The 16,397-nt window shown below is 41.3% G+C and carries 19 protein-coding genes and 1 pseudogene; 1 reads left to right on the top strand and 19 read right to left on the bottom strand.

Going from position 1 to position 16,397, the window contains the following annotated elements; genetic code table 11:
- The coding region (helD, locus tag AB5Z52_RS12265) for an RNA polymerase recycling motor HelD (protein WP_368266935.1) at positions 1–2,053 on the top strand (2,053 nt) is incomplete at its 5' end.
- 153 nt (positions 2,054–2,206) lie between these two features.
- Here the strand turns inward: helD and AB5Z52_RS12270 are convergent.
- The 19 genes and pseudogenes from AB5Z52_RS12270 to AB5Z52_RS12360 form a co-directional block, all read right to left on the bottom strand.
- The gene (locus AB5Z52_RS12270; RefSeq protein WP_003126367.1) at positions 2,207–2,866 is read right to left on the bottom strand and encodes a hypothetical protein; all 660 of its coding nucleotides are present in this window, start codon (positions 2,864–2,866) and stop codon (positions 2,207–2,209) included.
- A gap of 162 nt (positions 2,867–3,028) precedes the next feature.
- On the bottom strand, positions 3,029–3,754 hold the full coding sequence (locus AB5Z52_RS12275; protein ID WP_003126366.1) for a YebC/PmpR family DNA-binding transcriptional regulator: 726 nt from the start codon (positions 3,752–3,754) through the stop codon (positions 3,029–3,031).
- A gap of 80 nt (positions 3,755–3,834) precedes the next feature.
- Positions 3,835–4,998: a nucleotidyltransferase gene (locus AB5Z52_RS12280; protein WP_137264863.1), complete on the bottom strand. Its 1,164-nt coding sequence runs from the start codon at positions 4,996–4,998 to the stop codon at positions 3,835–3,837.
- A gap of 69 nt (positions 4,999–5,067) precedes the next feature.
- Positions 5,068–5,799, bottom strand: a complete 732-nt coding sequence (locus AB5Z52_RS12285; RefSeq protein ID WP_288551636.1) for a class I SAM-dependent methyltransferase — start codon at positions 5,797–5,799, stop codon at positions 5,068–5,070.
- A gap of 2 nt (positions 5,800–5,801) precedes the next feature.
- Positions 5,802–6,143, bottom strand: a complete 342-nt coding sequence (gene rsfS / locus AB5Z52_RS12290) for a ribosome silencing factor (protein ID WP_034704322.1) — start codon at positions 6,141–6,143, stop codon at positions 5,802–5,804.
- 27 nt (positions 6,144–6,170) lie between these two features.
- Positions 6,171–6,755, bottom strand: a complete 585-nt coding sequence (yqeK, locus tag AB5Z52_RS12295; RefSeq protein ID WP_003126361.1) for a bis(5'-nucleosyl)-tetraphosphatase (symmetrical) YqeK — start codon at positions 6,753–6,755, stop codon at positions 6,171–6,173.
- Positions 6,748–7,386, bottom strand: a complete 639-nt coding sequence (locus AB5Z52_RS12300; RefSeq protein ID WP_003126360.1) for a nicotinate-nucleotide adenylyltransferase — start codon at positions 7,384–7,386, stop codon at positions 6,748–6,750. Before AB5Z52_RS12300 ends, yqeK begins: the two co-directional genes overlap by 8 nt.
- A 12-nt stretch (positions 7,387–7,398) precedes the next feature.
- Positions 7,399–7,710, bottom strand: a complete 312-nt coding sequence (gene yhbY / locus AB5Z52_RS12305) for a ribosome assembly RNA-binding protein YhbY (protein WP_003126359.1) — start codon at positions 7,708–7,710, stop codon at positions 7,399–7,401.
- 16 nt (positions 7,711–7,726) lie between these two features.
- Complete coding sequence (yqeH, locus tag AB5Z52_RS12310) at positions 7,727–8,839, bottom strand: ribosome biogenesis GTPase YqeH (protein ID WP_003126358.1); 1,113 nt, start codon at positions 8,837–8,839, stop codon at positions 7,727–7,729.
- 2 nt (positions 8,840–8,841) lie between these two features.
- A complete protein-coding gene (locus AB5Z52_RS12315; protein WP_003126357.1) occupies positions 8,842–9,366 on the bottom strand; it encodes a YqeG family HAD IIIA-type phosphatase in 525 nt (174 codons plus the stop codon).
- A gap of 422 nt (positions 9,367–9,788) precedes the next feature.
- The gene (locus tag AB5Z52_RS12320) at positions 9,789–10,520 is read right to left on the bottom strand and encodes an amino acid ABC transporter ATP-binding protein (RefSeq protein ID WP_003126356.1); all 732 of its coding nucleotides are present in this window, start codon (positions 10,518–10,520) and stop codon (positions 9,789–9,791) included.
- Between the two features lie 11 nt (positions 10,521–10,531).
- Positions 10,532–11,221, bottom strand: a complete 690-nt coding sequence (locus AB5Z52_RS12325; RefSeq protein ID WP_005471270.1) for an amino acid ABC transporter permease — start codon at positions 11,219–11,221, stop codon at positions 10,532–10,534.
- Between the two features lie 17 nt (positions 11,222–11,238).
- Entirely contained in the window at positions 11,239–12,078 is an 840-nt protein-coding gene (locus AB5Z52_RS12330) for a transporter substrate-binding domain-containing protein (RefSeq protein WP_368266937.1), read from the bottom strand.
- Between the two features lie 200 nt (positions 12,079–12,278).
- Positions 12,279–13,064, bottom strand: a complete 786-nt coding sequence (locus AB5Z52_RS12335) for an acetyl-CoA carboxylase carboxyl transferase subunit alpha (protein ID WP_003126354.1) — start codon at positions 13,062–13,064, stop codon at positions 12,279–12,281.
- A complete protein-coding gene (gene accD / locus AB5Z52_RS12340; protein ID WP_096710615.1) occupies positions 13,057–13,926 on the bottom strand; it encodes an acetyl-CoA carboxylase, carboxyltransferase subunit beta in 870 nt (289 codons plus the stop codon). Before accD ends, AB5Z52_RS12335 begins: the two co-directional genes overlap by 8 nt.
- Positions 13,927–13,937: 11 nt before the next feature.
- Positions 13,938–15,302 carry an acetyl-CoA carboxylase biotin carboxylase subunit gene (locus AB5Z52_RS12345; protein WP_003126352.1) on the bottom strand — a complete coding sequence of 455 codons (1,365 nt, stop codon included), beginning with the start codon at positions 15,300–15,302 and terminating at the stop codon, positions 13,938–13,940.
- Between the two features lie 7 nt (positions 15,303–15,309).
- Entirely contained in the window at positions 15,310–15,729 is a 420-nt protein-coding gene (fabZ, locus tag AB5Z52_RS12350) for a 3-hydroxyacyl-ACP dehydratase FabZ (RefSeq protein WP_029486743.1), read from the bottom strand.
- 12 nt (positions 15,730–15,741) lie between these two features.
- Positions 15,742–16,221, bottom strand: a complete 480-nt coding sequence (gene accB, locus AB5Z52_RS12355; protein WP_003126350.1) for an acetyl-CoA carboxylase biotin carboxyl carrier protein — start codon at positions 16,219–16,221, stop codon at positions 15,742–15,744.
- Positions 16,222–16,397: pseudogene (locus tag AB5Z52_RS12360) on the bottom strand (beta-ketoacyl-[acyl-carrier-protein] synthase II); the annotation flags it as partial.

Genomic DNA, 16,397 nt, shown 5'->3' on the forward strand with positions numbered 1-16,397 from the left:
GTTAAAATATCGAACAGCGGAATCTCAAGAGAAAAGGGTCAAAACATTGGAAACAATGGCTAGCAATCCTTATTTTGCCCGAATTGATTTTCAAGAAGAACAAGAAAAAGAAACACTTTATCTAGGGATCGCCTCTTTAAGGGATCAGCAAGAAGAAACAATTGTCATCGATTGGCGGGCACCTATCGCAAATTTATATTACGAAGGAGAATTAGGCGAAACGTTTTATGAAACAGAAACCGATCGCTTTACAGTTGAGTTGTTGCTGAAGCGTCAATTCAAAATTCAAGAAGGCCAGATTTTGTCTATGGTGGACACTTCAGAAATCATCAATGATGAGTTTTTGCTGGAGATTTTAGACGAAGCCTCTTCTTCTCAAATGAAAAATATTGTCTCAACGATCCAAAAAGCACAAAATCAGATCATTCGTGATACTACTAGCAAGTTCATGCTGATTGAAGGAATTGCCGGCAGTGGTAAAACATCGGCACTGTTGCAACGGGTGGCGTTCTTGCTTTACCGCAACCGCAAATGGCTGGATGAAGAACAAGTCTTGCTTTTCTCTCCCAATCATTTATTTTCTGATTATATTTCAATGGTCTTGCCTTCTCTTGGGGAAAGTGAAGTGCCAACACGTACGTTCCACCATTTCATCCAAAGAGCTCTGCCCAATTTCCAAATCACAAAAGAAACACAGCTAGAAGAAACTTTCTTATCAGGAGCAGACGATCGGATTGAAAAGATCAAAAGCAGTCTGAAACTTGTCAAATTGATTCAACGATACGTACAGAAGATTTCTGCGATCGGTCCGTTATTTCGTGATTTAAAAATTCAAGGACAGACATACATTACGAAAGAACAAATCCGTCGTTGGTATCAAGAAACAAATCAAGAGCTTCCTTTGTATCAACGGAGTCAATTATTACAAACAAAATTACTGAAAAAAATCGGTGGTCTTGAAAAAGATGAGGCCAAAAAAGATTGGGTCAAAGAAGCAACCGAAGAGCAGTTGCAGCAACATTTTGCCAAAGATCCTTATCAGGAGTACACCGAAGAAAATGAACGCCGATTGCGTAAGCAAATCCGGCAGCAAATCGTTAAGAAAAAATTCCGCTCACTAACTCGTGGTGTCAAACAATACCAGTTTATCAACCAAACCAAGCAGTATTTACATTTCTTACAGGCAGTTCCTAAGACGTTGTTAGACGATCAAGCGATCCGTGATGAAGATTGGCAACAACATCTCCGACTTCTGCGAGAAGGTCTGCGGCAACGCCAATTGACCCAAGAAGATGCCGTGCTATTCTTTTTGTTGATCAAACAACTTTACCCAATCTATGTGGATGAAAAAGCACGGTTTATTTTCATTGATGAGATGCAGGATTTTCCGCCTGCTCAAGTGGCTCTCTTACGTCAATTATATCCTAAAGCCGGAATTACTTTATGTGGTGATTTAAATCAAAAGGTCTACGGTAATGAAACGATCGTTGGTTCGTTGGAAGAGTTGTTTCCTGCTGACAGCGTGACTCGGTATCAATTAAAAACCAGCTATCGTTCAACGAAAGAAATCACGGATTTTGCCAACCAATTCTTAACTGGTTCCGATCAAGTTGAATTGACAGCACGCGAAGGGGCTCTCCCTCAAGTCATTCAAACCGAGAACGAAACAGTTGGTCTGGACTACTTGCAGCAAGCATTAACCAAATCACAGTCACACTGGCGCACAGCTATCATCTGTAAGACAGCTACCGACTGCCGAGCGCTTTATGCCCAGCTCTCTGAAGGGATGCAGGATCAAGTTCAATTAATTACTTCAGAGGAAGATTTTATGAAACGTAAAATCATGATTTTTCCAGCCTTTTTAGCTAAAGGGTTGGAATTTGATCAAGTATTCTTATGGACGTATGGGACTTCTTTTGTGACGGAGCAAGATCAATTGATCTTCTATACCATGGCGACCCGTGCCATGCACCAATTGATTGTTTTGCAAAATAACACCAATCAATTGCTAGAGAAAGCTGATCCCGCAACCTACGCATTACAATTGCTTTAAGGAAAGCGATTGATACATCAAAAAAACGAGAGCAAGCGGACAATCCCTTGCTCTCGTTTTTGCCTAGCGATAAATGATCAATCAAACAATATTCTTCTCGACAAAAGCCTTGTTTGATCGGTATTTGTTTTGTCATTTTTTTACAGGGTTCGATCACCCCTTCAATTCACCGATAAAGAGTCTCGTTTCTGGATATTTCATCGCGACAATCGTCAAAATCATCTGAAGTTCTGAAACATTTTCTTCATTGTCAGGATCAAAGATTTTACTATGTTTTCCAATACTGCCATTGTCGATCAATCGATAGATCCGGTTCCATTCCATAAATTGTTCGACATCTGTAAAGTGACTGAGGGGAAAACCGGAACCATCTAGAATTTCTGTTAAACGAAAAGCAATATAAGAACTGTCGATCACATATTCCCTTTCAGGATCAATTTGATTACTTTTCTGAAAATCAATGATTGCTTTTTCTGGACGATGATGCAGCAGCCACTCTAACAACAAGAAAAAGCCTTCCATCCGATAATTGTCCAAAAATAAGCGTTGGGACGCTTCCGATACTCGAAAAACCAGCGGGATCAAAAAATTCCGTTTATAAATCAGTAAAGGCGCACGATCTACCGTCACATTCAAGTAACGATTCAAATAGGTGGCTCCACGAAAGCCGCCCAAACGGTATCCCTCTACACCGTATTTTTTGTATTTGCGGCACAGTGCAGAACAATCAGAAACTGAGACAGATACTTCTGCTAATTTATCGTATCCGCTTAAAATCCGATCAAAAGGCTCTAAAACGATTTTTTCTTCCAACTCTGCCGCTCCCTTCTTGCTCATACTGCTAATTACTTAAATAATAACATAAAAAAAGCGATTAAACCAAAATAAATACCCCTTTGTTTTTTGAAAACGATAAAAATGAAAGTAAAAAAACACCCCCGAAAGCACAGATAAACTTTCAAGGATGTCTTACTTTTATTCTTCTTCGCTGTCTGCTACATTATGATAAACGTTTTGGACATCCTCTAAGTCTTCTAGTGCATCGATCATTTTTTCAAATTTTTCAAGATCTTCTCCAGTCAAAGTGACTTCATTTTGAGGAATCATCTGCATCTCAGCAATTGAAAACTCAGTAATTCCTTTTTCTTTTAAAGCTTCTTGAATCACATGAAAATCACTAGGTTCTCCATGGACGATGATTTGACCATCTTCTTCAAGAACATCGCGCACGTCGATGTCTTTTTCCATCAAGTATTCTAAGATGTCATCTGCATCCGTACCAGAAAAACCAAATAATGCCGTATTATCAAACATGTAAGCAACCGCGCCAGAAACACCCATGTTTCCGCCATTTTTACCAAAAGCTGCTCGTACGTCTGCTGCTGTACGGTTAACATTATTCGTCAATGTATCGACGATAACCATTGAACCATTTGGTCCGAACCCTTCATAACGCAATTCGGAGTATTGTTCATCCCCTGAACCTTTTGCTTTCTCAATTGCTCGGTCAATGATGTGTTTTGGTACATTGTATGTTTTTGCACGTTCAATAACAAAGCGCAATTTTTGGTTCGCATGAGGATCAGGATCACCTGATTTTGCTGCCGCGTAGATTTCGATTCCAAATTTTGCATAAACTCGGCTATTGTTTGCATCCTTAGCAGTTTTCTTTGCTACGATATTTGCCCATTTACGACCCATAATTTCACTTCGCTTTCTTTATAATCAAAATTCCTTAATCATTATACTTGTGATTTCCTGTTCTGTGAAGTAATTTCAGTTCAATTCTTTAGAAAAATAGGGGAACGACCAAAATTTTGTTCTACAATCTGTGGTGATGCCAACTGATAGATTTGATCTACCCGTAAAGAATACCCAAAACGCTCGCTTTCCTTTTTGCCAAATTTAGAAATGAGCGGCAGGTCTGTCTTCTTTTTAACTTGCTTTAAATAAGTTTGACCTGCTGTTGTAAACCCCAAAATACGAATCCCGGTATTCTTTTGCGCTTGTTGGACTTCTTCACTGGTTGCTTGAAACAATAGATAACACATCAACCGCTGAAGTCTAGTTCTAGTATACCGTTTTGTTTTCAGAAGTGCCATAAATTCCGCAAAAGAAGTGGCGTGTAAACAATCTTTGATCCGATATTCTAATCCTTCGGTCACTTGATACCGGGTTCGCAATTGTTCAAGAGGGGTTGCGATAAGTTGGTACTGCAACAATGGCCAAAAAAACTCCCAATCAATCGTTTGGTCTAATAAATCATTTCTTACACTTTCAGGAACGTACCCTTTAATCTCTTGACCTGCCTTCACAGCTTTGCGAATAGCCGTCGCACTGGCAATCATCCCACCAGACAATTCTTGTGAGTGATAGGCCGCTTGTTTCCTTGAAATCGGCAACAGTTTCATTGGTGATGGATACTGACACGTTTCACGAGCATAGCGCATGCCCAATATGTGATTAGGCAAATGAGCCTCTGCCAAAAAGTCTGGATAGACTGCTGCAAAAGCCGCATGCATTTTTTGTGTATAGGTTTGGTTCTCAGAAGCATTCTCTTGGAAAAACTGGTCGATGACTTCTTGATTGTTTCGCTCAAAATGCGCAAATGCTTCATAATCAAATGGTTCGGGAGCGTCCGTTCCAAAACATAAAAAGGAGCAATCCAATGATTGCAGAATTCTAATTGCTCCTTTTGCAAAGAAATCAGCTGATTGAACTGACCAAGCCGGCGGTAATTCTACAATTAGATCCACGCCATTTTCGATTGCAGCTCGAGCACGCTGCCATTTGTCAACGATTGCCGGTTCTCCTCGCTGCAAAAAGTTGCCACTCATCACCGCCACAACAACATCCGCTCCAGATGCTTTTCTAGCTTGCTGGACATGAAATTCATGGCCATTATGAAAAGGATTATACTCTACAACAATACCGCATGCTTGCATTTCTCCACTCCTTTCTCCCATCAGCAAAAAAATTTAAGTTCTTTTTAATCTAAAAAAAACCGCAAACAATCAAAGCTTGCGGCAGACAAAGAACCAACGACGGCTCTTTTCATTTGGCGGACTATCAATAAAGTCTGCATACATTTCGACTTCAGAGAAGCCAGCATTTTCTAACATCCGCTGATAACTTTCAAGCGAATAGGTGCGTTCTCGGTGTAGTTCATCCATTCGTTGGAAAGTTCCATCCTCATTTTGCACAAAAAAAGTCAAAAAATGTTCAATGCTGTGAGGAACTTCTCCTTGGTAACTTTCCCAGAGAAAGGCAAACTCATCTGTTTGATAGTGGTAGCTGTAATCAGGGAATACTTCATCGATCTGGTACGTTGAGTGTACATCGAACATAAATACCCCGTCGTCACGCAAGCTGTTATAAACCCCATCGAAAACTTGTTGGACACTTTGTTCATCTTCCATATAACAGATTGAGTCAGAGTAACAAGTGATCGCTTCGTAGGTTCCCACATCTGTCAGATCCAGCATGTCCCCTTCTACCAATTGGATGGGCGTATCCTCTTGTTCCGCCCGCTGACTGGCGATCATCAACATTTCTTCTGAAAGGTCTAAGCCGGTTACATCAAAACCCGCTTTTGCGAATTCTACTGCTAATGCACCTGTTCCGCAGGCTAGTTCCATAATTTGTTTTTTTTCACCTAAATGACGGCAAGAAAAATCCAGCCACTTTTGATAGAGACTGGAATCCATTACTTCGTCATAGACAAAAGCAAATGTTTCGTAGGCCATTATTAAGCCACGACCCATTCGTTCAGATCAACAAGCGGTGCATCTGACCATAATTTTTCTAAATTATAAAACGCACGTTCTGAAGCGTTGAAAACGTGAACGATGACATCACCAAGATCAATCAAGACCCATTTACCACCATCTTTTCCTTCAACACGGCGAACCTCCACTTGGTTTTCTTCTTCTTTGTCAAGAACTTCATCAATGATGGCATTGATTTGTCTGTCACTGTTCCCTGAACAAATCACAAAGTAATCGGCTAATAATGAAATTTCACGAACGTCTAATGCCATAATATCTTCGGCATGTTTTGAATCTGCTGCTTTAACAGCAATTTCTAAAATTCTCTGGCTATCTATGGTAATTCCCTCCTAATGGTTTGCGACCCAATGATTGTATGTTTCAATCGTCTTGGGATAAATTGGTGCTTCCTTTTCAATCAAATAAAGCAATGTATGTTTCGTTTCGTAAGCTACTGCAGCGTCAAGATCAATCATAGCTAATTCACGGGCTTCTTTCACACCAGGAAATGACCGACCAGGTTCGATATAATCGGCAACGTAAATGATCTTATCCAACAAACTCATTTCTGCAGCACCAGTCGTATGGATACGAATGGCTTGTAGGATCTCTTCGTCATCGATGCCTAACTCTCGCTGAACAAAATCGGCTCCCACAATACCATGCCAAATAGCATTGCTCCAATTGAGCAATTCCAGATCAAAACCATCTCGCCGAATGACAAGCTGGAATTCTTCATCTGGACGCTCTTTGGCATAATCATGAGTCAGCGCAGCGATACTGGCTTTTTCCGGTGAAGCACCGAATTTTTCAGCCAATGCGACAGCAGTTTTTTCCACACCTAGTACATGCTGAAATCGTTTTTGGCTCATATGCATTTGTACTTCCTGCATCAATAATTCGCGTTCAGCAGGCGTATACTGTTGGCTATTCATCCAGATACAGCCCCTTTTCTTGAATATAGTTTAACACATTTTCCGGCAATAAGTAGCGAATCGAGCATCCTTGTTGCACTTTCTTACGAATTATTGTGGAGCTGATATCCATCAAAGGCACATCGATCCAAATGATCGGATAGGGTGTTTCAACGGGATAACTAGGACGACGAACCCCGACGAAGGTGACCAACTCCATCAATTCATCAATCCGATGCCACTTCGGCAAGTATTGTACCATGTCGCCGCCAATAATAAAGTAATAACTTGTATCAGGGTTCTTTTCAGTCAGTTCCTTCATTGTATCAAAAGTATAGCTTTTCCCTTTACGTTTCAATTCAATGTCTTCAATCGCAAATCGGGGATTATCCGCAATCGCTAACTGTAACATTGCCAGTCGGTGAGCAGCCGGGATCGTCTTTTTTTCATCGACATGCGGCGGAAGATACTCAGGCATAAAATAGACTTTATCCAAGCCCAAAGCTTGCCCAACTTCTTCACCCATGACCAAGTGGGTATAGTGAACGGGGTTGAAATTTCCCCCCAGTATGCCCACTTGTTTTTTAGGCGCTTGATAAGCCGCTTCTGTTGTATATAAGGTCTGAACTTTGCCAAACGAATTTCCTTGCATGTCAAATCACTCCTATAATGAACGTACGTTTACAGAGATTTTTTTATATTTTTCTTTTGTAGATGGTTTGAATAACACAATCACGCGTCCAATGATTTGAACAACCTCGCATTGAATCGCTTCACTGATTGCTGTAGCAGCGTCCTCCGCCACTTCGTCGGTATTTTGCAATAAAGATACCTTGATCAATTCTCTTTTTTCTAGCGCTTCTTCGATTTGATTGATCATTGCCTCATTCAACCCGCCTTTGCCAATCTGAAAAATCGGTGTTAAATGATGCGCTTCACTGCGTAAAAACCGCTTTTGTTTTCCTCGTAATTCCATGTTCTGCCTTCTTCCTTTAAATTAATGCTTTCCGTTTGATCACATCAACGCCTTTGGGTGCCCAACCAGCAACAACTCCTGGTTTTGTGACTGTGATCCATCCTAAACCTGCAAAAACAATATCTGTTTTTTCTTTGATCGAAAATTCAAAGCGAACTAACTCCGGAAAATCAGCTAACTCATCAGGACGAGGCGGTTGTAAAAGACCACCAACATGTTTTTGATAAAAAGCATCAGCTTTTTCTAACTTCGTGCGATGCAGCACCACATCATTTGCTACATAAGCAATGAATGAGCTGCGCTCTCCTTGAATAAAGTCAAAACGTGCCACTCCTCCGAAAAAGAGTGTTTGGCCAGCATTCAATTGGTAGCTTTTCGGTTTGATTTCCTTATTCGGCGCCACGATTTTTAAATCTTTCTTTCCAAGGTAATGAGCCATCTGATGTCGGTGGATGATCCCTGGAGTGTCGATCAAAAAGTGACCGTCGTCGAGAGGAATTTCGATTTTATCAAGTGTTGTCCCTGGAAAACGAGAAGTAGTAATCAATTCTTGGACTCCAGCCGTCTGTTTGATGATTTGATTGATCAATGTCGACTTACCAACATTCGTAACACCTACCACATAGACATCTCGACCTTCTCGATAATGATCGATCGCCTGTAACAATTCAGTCATTTCGGCGGCTTTTTTTGCACTTGTCAATAAAACATCGATTGGACGCAGCCCTGCTTCATGGGCACGCTCTCTCATCCATTGGGTCATTTTTGATTTCTTCAATGACTTTGGCAAGATATCCACTTTATTGCCCACTAGCAACACAGGATTGTCTCCCACAAAACGATGAAGTCCTGGAATCAACGAACCGTTAAAATCAAAGATATCCACTACATTTACGATTAATGCATCTTTTTGACCAAGTTCGTTCAGTAAACGCAGAAAATCATCGTCTGTCAGCGAGACATCTTGGATTTCATTGTAATGTCGCAAGCGGAAACAGCGTTGGCAATAGACTTCTCCGGTTTCTAACCCTTTCTCTAATGCAGAGAGCGGTGTATAACCAAGCTCTGTTGGATTTTCTGTCTGGATCAGCGCGCCACAGCCAATACAATGAATCATTTCTTCATTCATTATCAAATTCCACCTCGCCATTTCATTTCTGGATTGTGTTTCAATAAATACTTCATAATTCTTCGCTCCAGCAAACGGTTGAATTGTGTTTTCCATGAATCCGTATTAATGATCGGCTTCACTAAGATACTACGGACCCCTGCTCGATTAGCACCTTGAATGTCGGTCATGATTTGATCACCGATCATCACAACATCTTCTTTTTGCAAGCCGAGTTGGCGGTATCCTTGCTTGATGCCACGAGAAAAAGGTTTCAATGCTCGATGGACGTATTGCAAACCAAAGGGCGCCACTGCCCGTGCGACCCGTTCACTATTATTGTTTGAAACGACAATCACCGGGATTCCCGCATTCTTCATTTCTAACAACCAATTTTTTAGCTCTTCACTACCGTCAGGATCATTCCAAGCAATCAGGGTATTATCAAGGTCAGTTAGAACAGCTTTGATGCCTTGCTTCTTAAGTTGATGGGGAGTGATCTGATAGATGGCATCGACCATCCAAGTCGGTTTAAATTTTGAAAACATAGATTCTCCTTGATTCTTTTATTCATGTGACAAAAATAGTCAATTTGTTGACACGTCTAGATAAAAACAGATTGTCAGCTGACAAGTCGTCAATCAGTCCCCACAGGGTCACTGATGATTATTTAAAGGCATCCTACTTATAATGCTACTTTCAACCTGTAATTATACAATAGAATCGTGTGAAATACTAGACTGAGCTACAACTCTCAGCAACAGATTTTCATCTAGTTGAAAAAAGCAACGGATCATCCACTGCTACTTTCTTTAAAAAATAAAAAAGCCGAACGATCAGAGGAGTGAGCAATCAATGCAGATTACTTCTGCAGCTTCCTTCCTCAAGAATCGTTCAGACAATTCATTGTTTTTCATCTTGACCGATATGAACGCACATCACACTAACCAACTTCATGGTCTAAAAAAGATCATAAGACTTTTGCCAGAAAATCGATTGTCCGCGGATTTTGCGGTGCATCAAATATTTGAGCAGGAGTCCCCTCTTCCATAATGACCCCTTGGTCCATGAAAAGAACGCGGTCGCCAACCTCTTTGGCAAATCCCATTTCATGGGTAACGATCACCATCGTCATCCCTTCTTGAGCCAAACGCTGCATGACACTCAATACCTCACCGACCATTTCCGGGTCTAACGCCGATGTTGGTTCGTCAAACAACATCACTTCTGGCTGCATCGCCAATGCGCGAGCAATAGCGATCCGTTGCATTTGTCCTCCGGATAAGCTTTGAGGATAAGCTTTTGCTTTATCCGGCAACCCTACGTCAGTCAACAGTTTCTCTCCGATTTTCCGAGCGTCTTCTTTAGACATTTTTTTTACTTTGATTGGCGACAATGTAATATTATCCATTACTGTCAGATTGGGGAAGAGGTTAAAGTTTTGAAAAACCATGCCTAATTTTTCCCGCATTTGATAAATATCATTTTTTTTGTCAGTAATGTCCGTCCCTTTAAAGTAAATATTGCCGCTTGTTGGTTCTTCTAACAAATTCAAGCAGCGTAAAAAAGTACTCTTTCCCGATCCGGAAGGTCCAATCACAACAACGACCTCACCTTTTTTGATTTCAGTATTGATACCTTTAAGCACCTGATTTGTTCCAAATGTTTTGTGTAAATTCTTTACTTTAATCATTGTATCCATCTTTTTTCCTCCTATCGCCGGTAACCTTTGCCGAGTTTTTTCTCCCATAGATTCAACAAGCGGGAGGTGGTAAACGTTAAAATAAAGTAAATTACAGCGGCAACATATAAAGGAGTTAATGGCTGATACGAACTTGTCACAACAATTTGTGCGCTATTCATCAATTCGTAGATACCGATAGTGGATAACAAAGAGGAGTCTTTGATCAAAACAATGAACTCGTTACCTAGAGGAGGCAAGATATTACGCAAAGCTTGAGGTAAAATAACATACCGCATCGCTTGTGCAGGACGCAATCCTAGCGAACCAGCTGCTTCTGATTGACCAAAATCGACTGCATTGATACCACCACGAACGATTTCAGCAACGTAAGCCCCTGAGTTCAATGAAAGGGCGATAATCCCTGGGAATAGTCGTCCAAAGTCAAGATTCAACACACCAAACGAAATCGTCGGCAGTGAGAACAGCCCCTGCAATAACCCAAATGCAATCAATATCTGAACCAGCATCGGTGTTCCCCGTAACACTTCGATATATGTATTAGCGATCCAGCGTAATGGTTTTACTTTTGATAACTTCATCAATGCAAAGGTGATTCCGAGGATGGTGCCTAGGATCACTGTAATAATGGAGATGACAATCGTAATCAATACCCCTGAGATAAAGTAAGGATAATAAGTCGACAAGAAGGAAAAATCCATAAATTTACTACTCCGATCTATTCAGCCGCATTTTCGTTGGCTAAGTCTGTATTCTTTTGAACGTATTCATTAATTGTCCCTTTATCATTCAATTCTTTCAAAATACGGTTCAATTCATCTTTTAATTCTGTGCTGCCTTTTGGTAGAGCGATAGCATAAGAATCATCTGGTGAAGCTTCCAAAGCAATGTCAGCCACTGCCAAATCATCATTTTGAGCAACATATGAGTCTGCAACGGCACTTTCAAGTACTAGCCCATCGATCGATCCTTGTTTCAATTCATTGATCAAGTTAGGCACTTTCGCAATCGAAACCAATTGTGAGTCAGCTAATTGGTTTTGAACCACAGCCTCTTGGATCGATCCTTTTTGGGCGCCTACCTTCTTTCCTGAAAAGTCATCGATTGCAGACACTGCATCCGTATTGTCCTTTTTGATCACGATTTTTTGTTCAGGTGTAAAGTAGTTGTCAGTAAAATCAAATGTTTGTTTTCTTTCATCAGTTGCTGAGATCCCAGAAACCGCAATATCCGCTTTTCCTTGGCTCAATGCAGTTAGAACAGCATTGAACTCTAAGTCCATTACATTGACTTTGACGCCTAATTCTTTGGCGATTTCATTTACCAGATCAATGTCCGCGCCGACGATTTGGTCTTTACCATCAATCAAAGCATGGAACTCAAAAGGTGCAAAATCAGCTGATGTCGCTACATTTAATACACCAGCAGACTTGATAGCTTCTAGCTGATTTTGATCTCCTTTTTTTGACGAATCAGTGCTTGATGATCCACCATTCCCACATGCAGCTAAAGTTAATAAAGCAGCAACTGTTATAAATCCACTCATCAATTTCTTCATTTGTTTTCTCCCCTTATAAAATAAATAATTATGCATATATTCCCATCTTTATTCAGAATATATACATAATACCACAATGTTATTGAATTTCAAACAACTATCTGCTGATGTTTATTATATTAGAGAAATTTCACAAGGACAAATAAAAAAGCTTGAAATCAATGACGGATCAAAAATCGACATTGATATCAAACTTATGATTAAAATTTGCGAAAACGCTGATAGCGCTCAGCAAGGAGTTGGTCTATATTCTTTTGTGCTAGAGCAGCGATCTTTTTGGTGATTGCCGATCGCATTTCCGCGATCACTGTCTCTTTCGACAACAGTTCACCGTCGATGGTCTCGGGAATCACTTTTTCGATCACTCCAAGCTTGTGCAACTCTTGCGCTGTTATTTTCATGAGTCCGGCAGCTTCTTTCGCACGGCTTCCATCTTTCCAGAGGATAGATGCAAAGCCTTCCGGGGATAAAATCGCATAGATAGAATGTTCCATCATCCATACTTCATCCCCTAAAGCCAATGCCAAAGCTCCACCACTGCCGCCTTCGCCAATAATGATTGCCAAGATTGGTACTTTTAAATCTGACATTTCTAAGAGATTGCGCGCAATCGCTTCTCCTTCGCCACGCTCTTCAGCGCCGACGCCGCAATAGGCACCTGCTGTATTGATCAATGTGATAACAGGCCGTTGAAATTTCTCCGCTTGTTTCATTAGCCGCAACGCTTTTCGGTAACCTTCTGGATGAGGAGCACCAAAATTTCGTCGAAGGTTCTCTGGCAGGTTCCGCCCTTTTTGGATACCGATCACTGTCACAGGTTTCCCATCTAAGGCAGCGACCCCGCCCACAACAGCTTCATCATCGGCATAGAGACGATCCCCATGGAATTCCTGAAAATCGCTAAAAACATGTTCAAAGTAATCAAGTGCCGTCAAACGATCTTTGCTGCGGGCTAACTCAACGATCTCATGTGCCGCTTCAATCATTTGTCATCCACCCCTTTATCGTATGCAATTTAAGCAATTGGGAAATTCGTTCCCTTAATTGTGTCCGTGGAACGATTTGATCGACAAAACCATGTTCCAACAAGAACTCTGCTTTTTGGAAGTCTTCTGGCAGTTCTTGTCGAATCGTTTGTTCGATCACTCGTCTCCCCGCAAACCCAATCAATGCCTGCGGTTCAGCGAGAATCACATCTCCTTCCATTGCAAAACTTGCTGTTACGCCTCCGGTAGTTGGATCTGTCAAGACTGTCAAATAAAATAAACCGGCTTCACTATGACGCTTCACTGCTGCAGAGATTTTAGCCATCTGCATCAATGAAAAAATCCCTTCTTGCATCCGTGCACCACCAGAAGCAGTGAATAATACAACGGGTAAGTTCTTCGCAAGCGCTCGCTCAAACAATCGAGTGATTTTTTCACCTACGACAGTTCCCATACTTCCCATAATAAAGTTGGAATCCATGATTCCTATTGCCACAGGTTGCTGATTGATTGTCGCTTCTCCAGTTAACACGGCTTCATGGAGACCAGTTTTTTCCTGTACGGAAGCTATTTTTTCGAGATAATCAGGAAAGTTGAGAGGATCTTCTGTTTTCACATCTGTATCCCATTCTTCCAAGCTTTTTTCGTCGATCGTTAATGCGATTCTTTCCCAGGCACTGATACGGAAATTATAGCCGCAATGAGGACAGACTTTTTCTGCGCCCATTTCTTTTGTATATAAGGTCCGTTTACATCTGGGACATTTCGCCCAAAGATTGTCGGGCACTGTTGGTTCATTGGCAGGTGCCTGGCCGCGATTAGGATTGATGCGAATGTAATTCTTCTTTTTAAATAAAGCCATTCTCTTCCCTCCTATTGTTCAGGCGTCCAGTTTGGCAAGAATTCCTCTTGTAAAAAGGCTGTGTTGTAGTCTCCGGCAATCACTTTTGGATGACCGATCAGATCCATTTGGAATTCTGCATTCGTCACTACACCCTCAGTCACTAATTCAGCCAAAGCTCGCTGCATTTTCATCAATGCTTCAAATCGATTTTCTCCATGAACGATGACCTTTGCAATCATCGAATCATAGTAAGGAGGAATCGTATATCCAGAGTACATGGCACTATCCACACGAACGCCCAGACCTCCTCCAGGTAAAAACAAATTGTGAATTTTTCCAGGGGAAGGAGCAAAATTAAAGGCTGGATTTTCCGCATTGATACGACACTCGATGGCAGCACCTTGCATTTTGACATCTTCTTGTTTGATATCCAGCGGTTCGCCGCTAGCAATCTCAATTTGTTTTTTTACGAGATCGATATTGGTCACCATTTCTGTGATCGGATGTTCGACCTGGATGCGAGTATTCATTTCCATGAAATAGAATTCGCCAGCTTCATCCATCAGAAATTCGATTGTACCAGCATTGCGATAGCCAACAGCCTGAGCGGCGCGAACTGCTGCAGCTCCTAGTTCTTGACGTTTACTAGCTGATATTACGACCGATGGCGATTCTTCCAAAACTTTTTGATTGTTCCGTTGTAAAGAACAATCCCGCTCGCCCAAGTGAATGATATTCCCAAAAGAATCTCCTAAAACTTGGACTTCGATATGTCTTGCGGGATACACGATTTTCTCAATATACATTTCATCATTACCAAAAGCGGCTTTTGCTTCTTGCTGAGCGGAAGAAAAATGCTGCGGCAATTCTTCTTTTGTCAATACTTTACGTATGCCTTTACCACCACCGCCTGCTGCTGCTTTAAGCATCACTGGATAGCCAATTTCTTCAGCGATCGTCAATGCTTCTTTCACATCAGAAATCGCTCCTTGACTGCCGGGGATCACTGGCACTTGTGCTTCGATCATCAACCGTCGGGCATTGATTTTGTTCCCCATTGCATCGATTGTTTCACTCTTAGGACCAATAAAGACAATATTGCATTCTTCACACATAGATGCAAAACGGCTATTTTCTGATAAGAAACCAAATCCGGGATGGATGGCTTCAGCTTTGGTAACGATCGCGGCGCTTAATATTTGTTGCACATTCAAATAAGAGTCTGCTGCTTTCGCCGGGCCAATACAAATGGCTTCATCGGCAAGTTCTGCATGTAACGCTTCTTTATCTGCTTCTGAATAAACTGCGACCGTTTGGATCCCAAGTTCGCGGCAAGCACGTATAATGCGAACAGCGATCTCACCACGGTTAGCTATCAATACTTTAGAAAACATTTTTCACCTATCCAATCATGAAGGTAAGTTCTGCTTCTGCAACTTTTTTGCCATCAACATAGGCAATCCCTTTGCCGATTCCTGCTGCAGATTTTACCTTGAGTATTTCTACTTCTAAGATCAATGTATCTCCTGGTGTTACTTTTTTGCGGAATTTTGCTTTATCAAGTCCGCCGAAATAAGCGGTTTTACCTCGAAAATCCGGTAAAGACAAGAGTGCAACTGCCCCCGCTTGGGCCATTGCTTCAACGATCAATACACCAGGCATGACTGGTTCATGAGGAAAATGGCCTTGAAAAAAAGGTTCGTTGATGGTCACGTTCTTCTTTGCTACCACCCGTTTTCCTTCTTCTAGTTCTTCAATGCGATCCACTAAGAGCATAGGATAGCGATGGGGAATGATTTCTTTGATTTCTTGAATTGACATAACTGACATAGCTTACCCTTCTTTCACACGGAATAATGGTTGATCGTATTCAACGATCTGCTCATTTTCAACTAAGATTTCAACTAATTCGCCATCAACATCGCTAACAATTTCATTCATTACTTTCATTGCTTCAACGATACAAAGGACATCCCCTTTTTTGACAGAATCGCCGATTTGTTTGAATTGGCTTTGTTCAGGACTAGGTTTTAAGTAAACCACACCCACTAAAGGTGAAACGATCTCCGTTCCCGCTATAATTGGCTCTGAACTAACCTCGAGGGTTCCAGCAGCTGTTGGTTGTACGCTTGGTACTGGTGCAGCTGCAGGGATGCTTTCAACTTTGACATCTGAACTCTCGGATGATACTTGACGGCTACTGAACGAATTTTTATTAAAATAAAGTTCGATGTTTTCTTTTTTGAGCTGCAATTCAGTCAAAGAGGACTGATCAAATTGGGAAAGCAGATCCTTGATTTCATTTGTTTCCAATTAAGCTTCCTCCCAACGTTTCAATAAGATGACTGCATTGTGTCCACCAAAACCTAGTGAGTTACTCATTGCATACGTAATTTCTGCTGGCTGGCTTTGGTTTTTCACAATATTTAAGTCGATTTCAGGATCTTGTTCACGAACATTGATGGTCGGTGGAATAAATTGATGCTGCA

This window comes from Enterococcus sp. RTP21361st1_A6_RTP21361_211029, from assembly GCF_040910045.1.
Lineage (GTDB): Bacteria > Bacillota > Bacilli > Lactobacillales > Enterococcaceae > Enterococcus_D > Enterococcus_D gallinarum.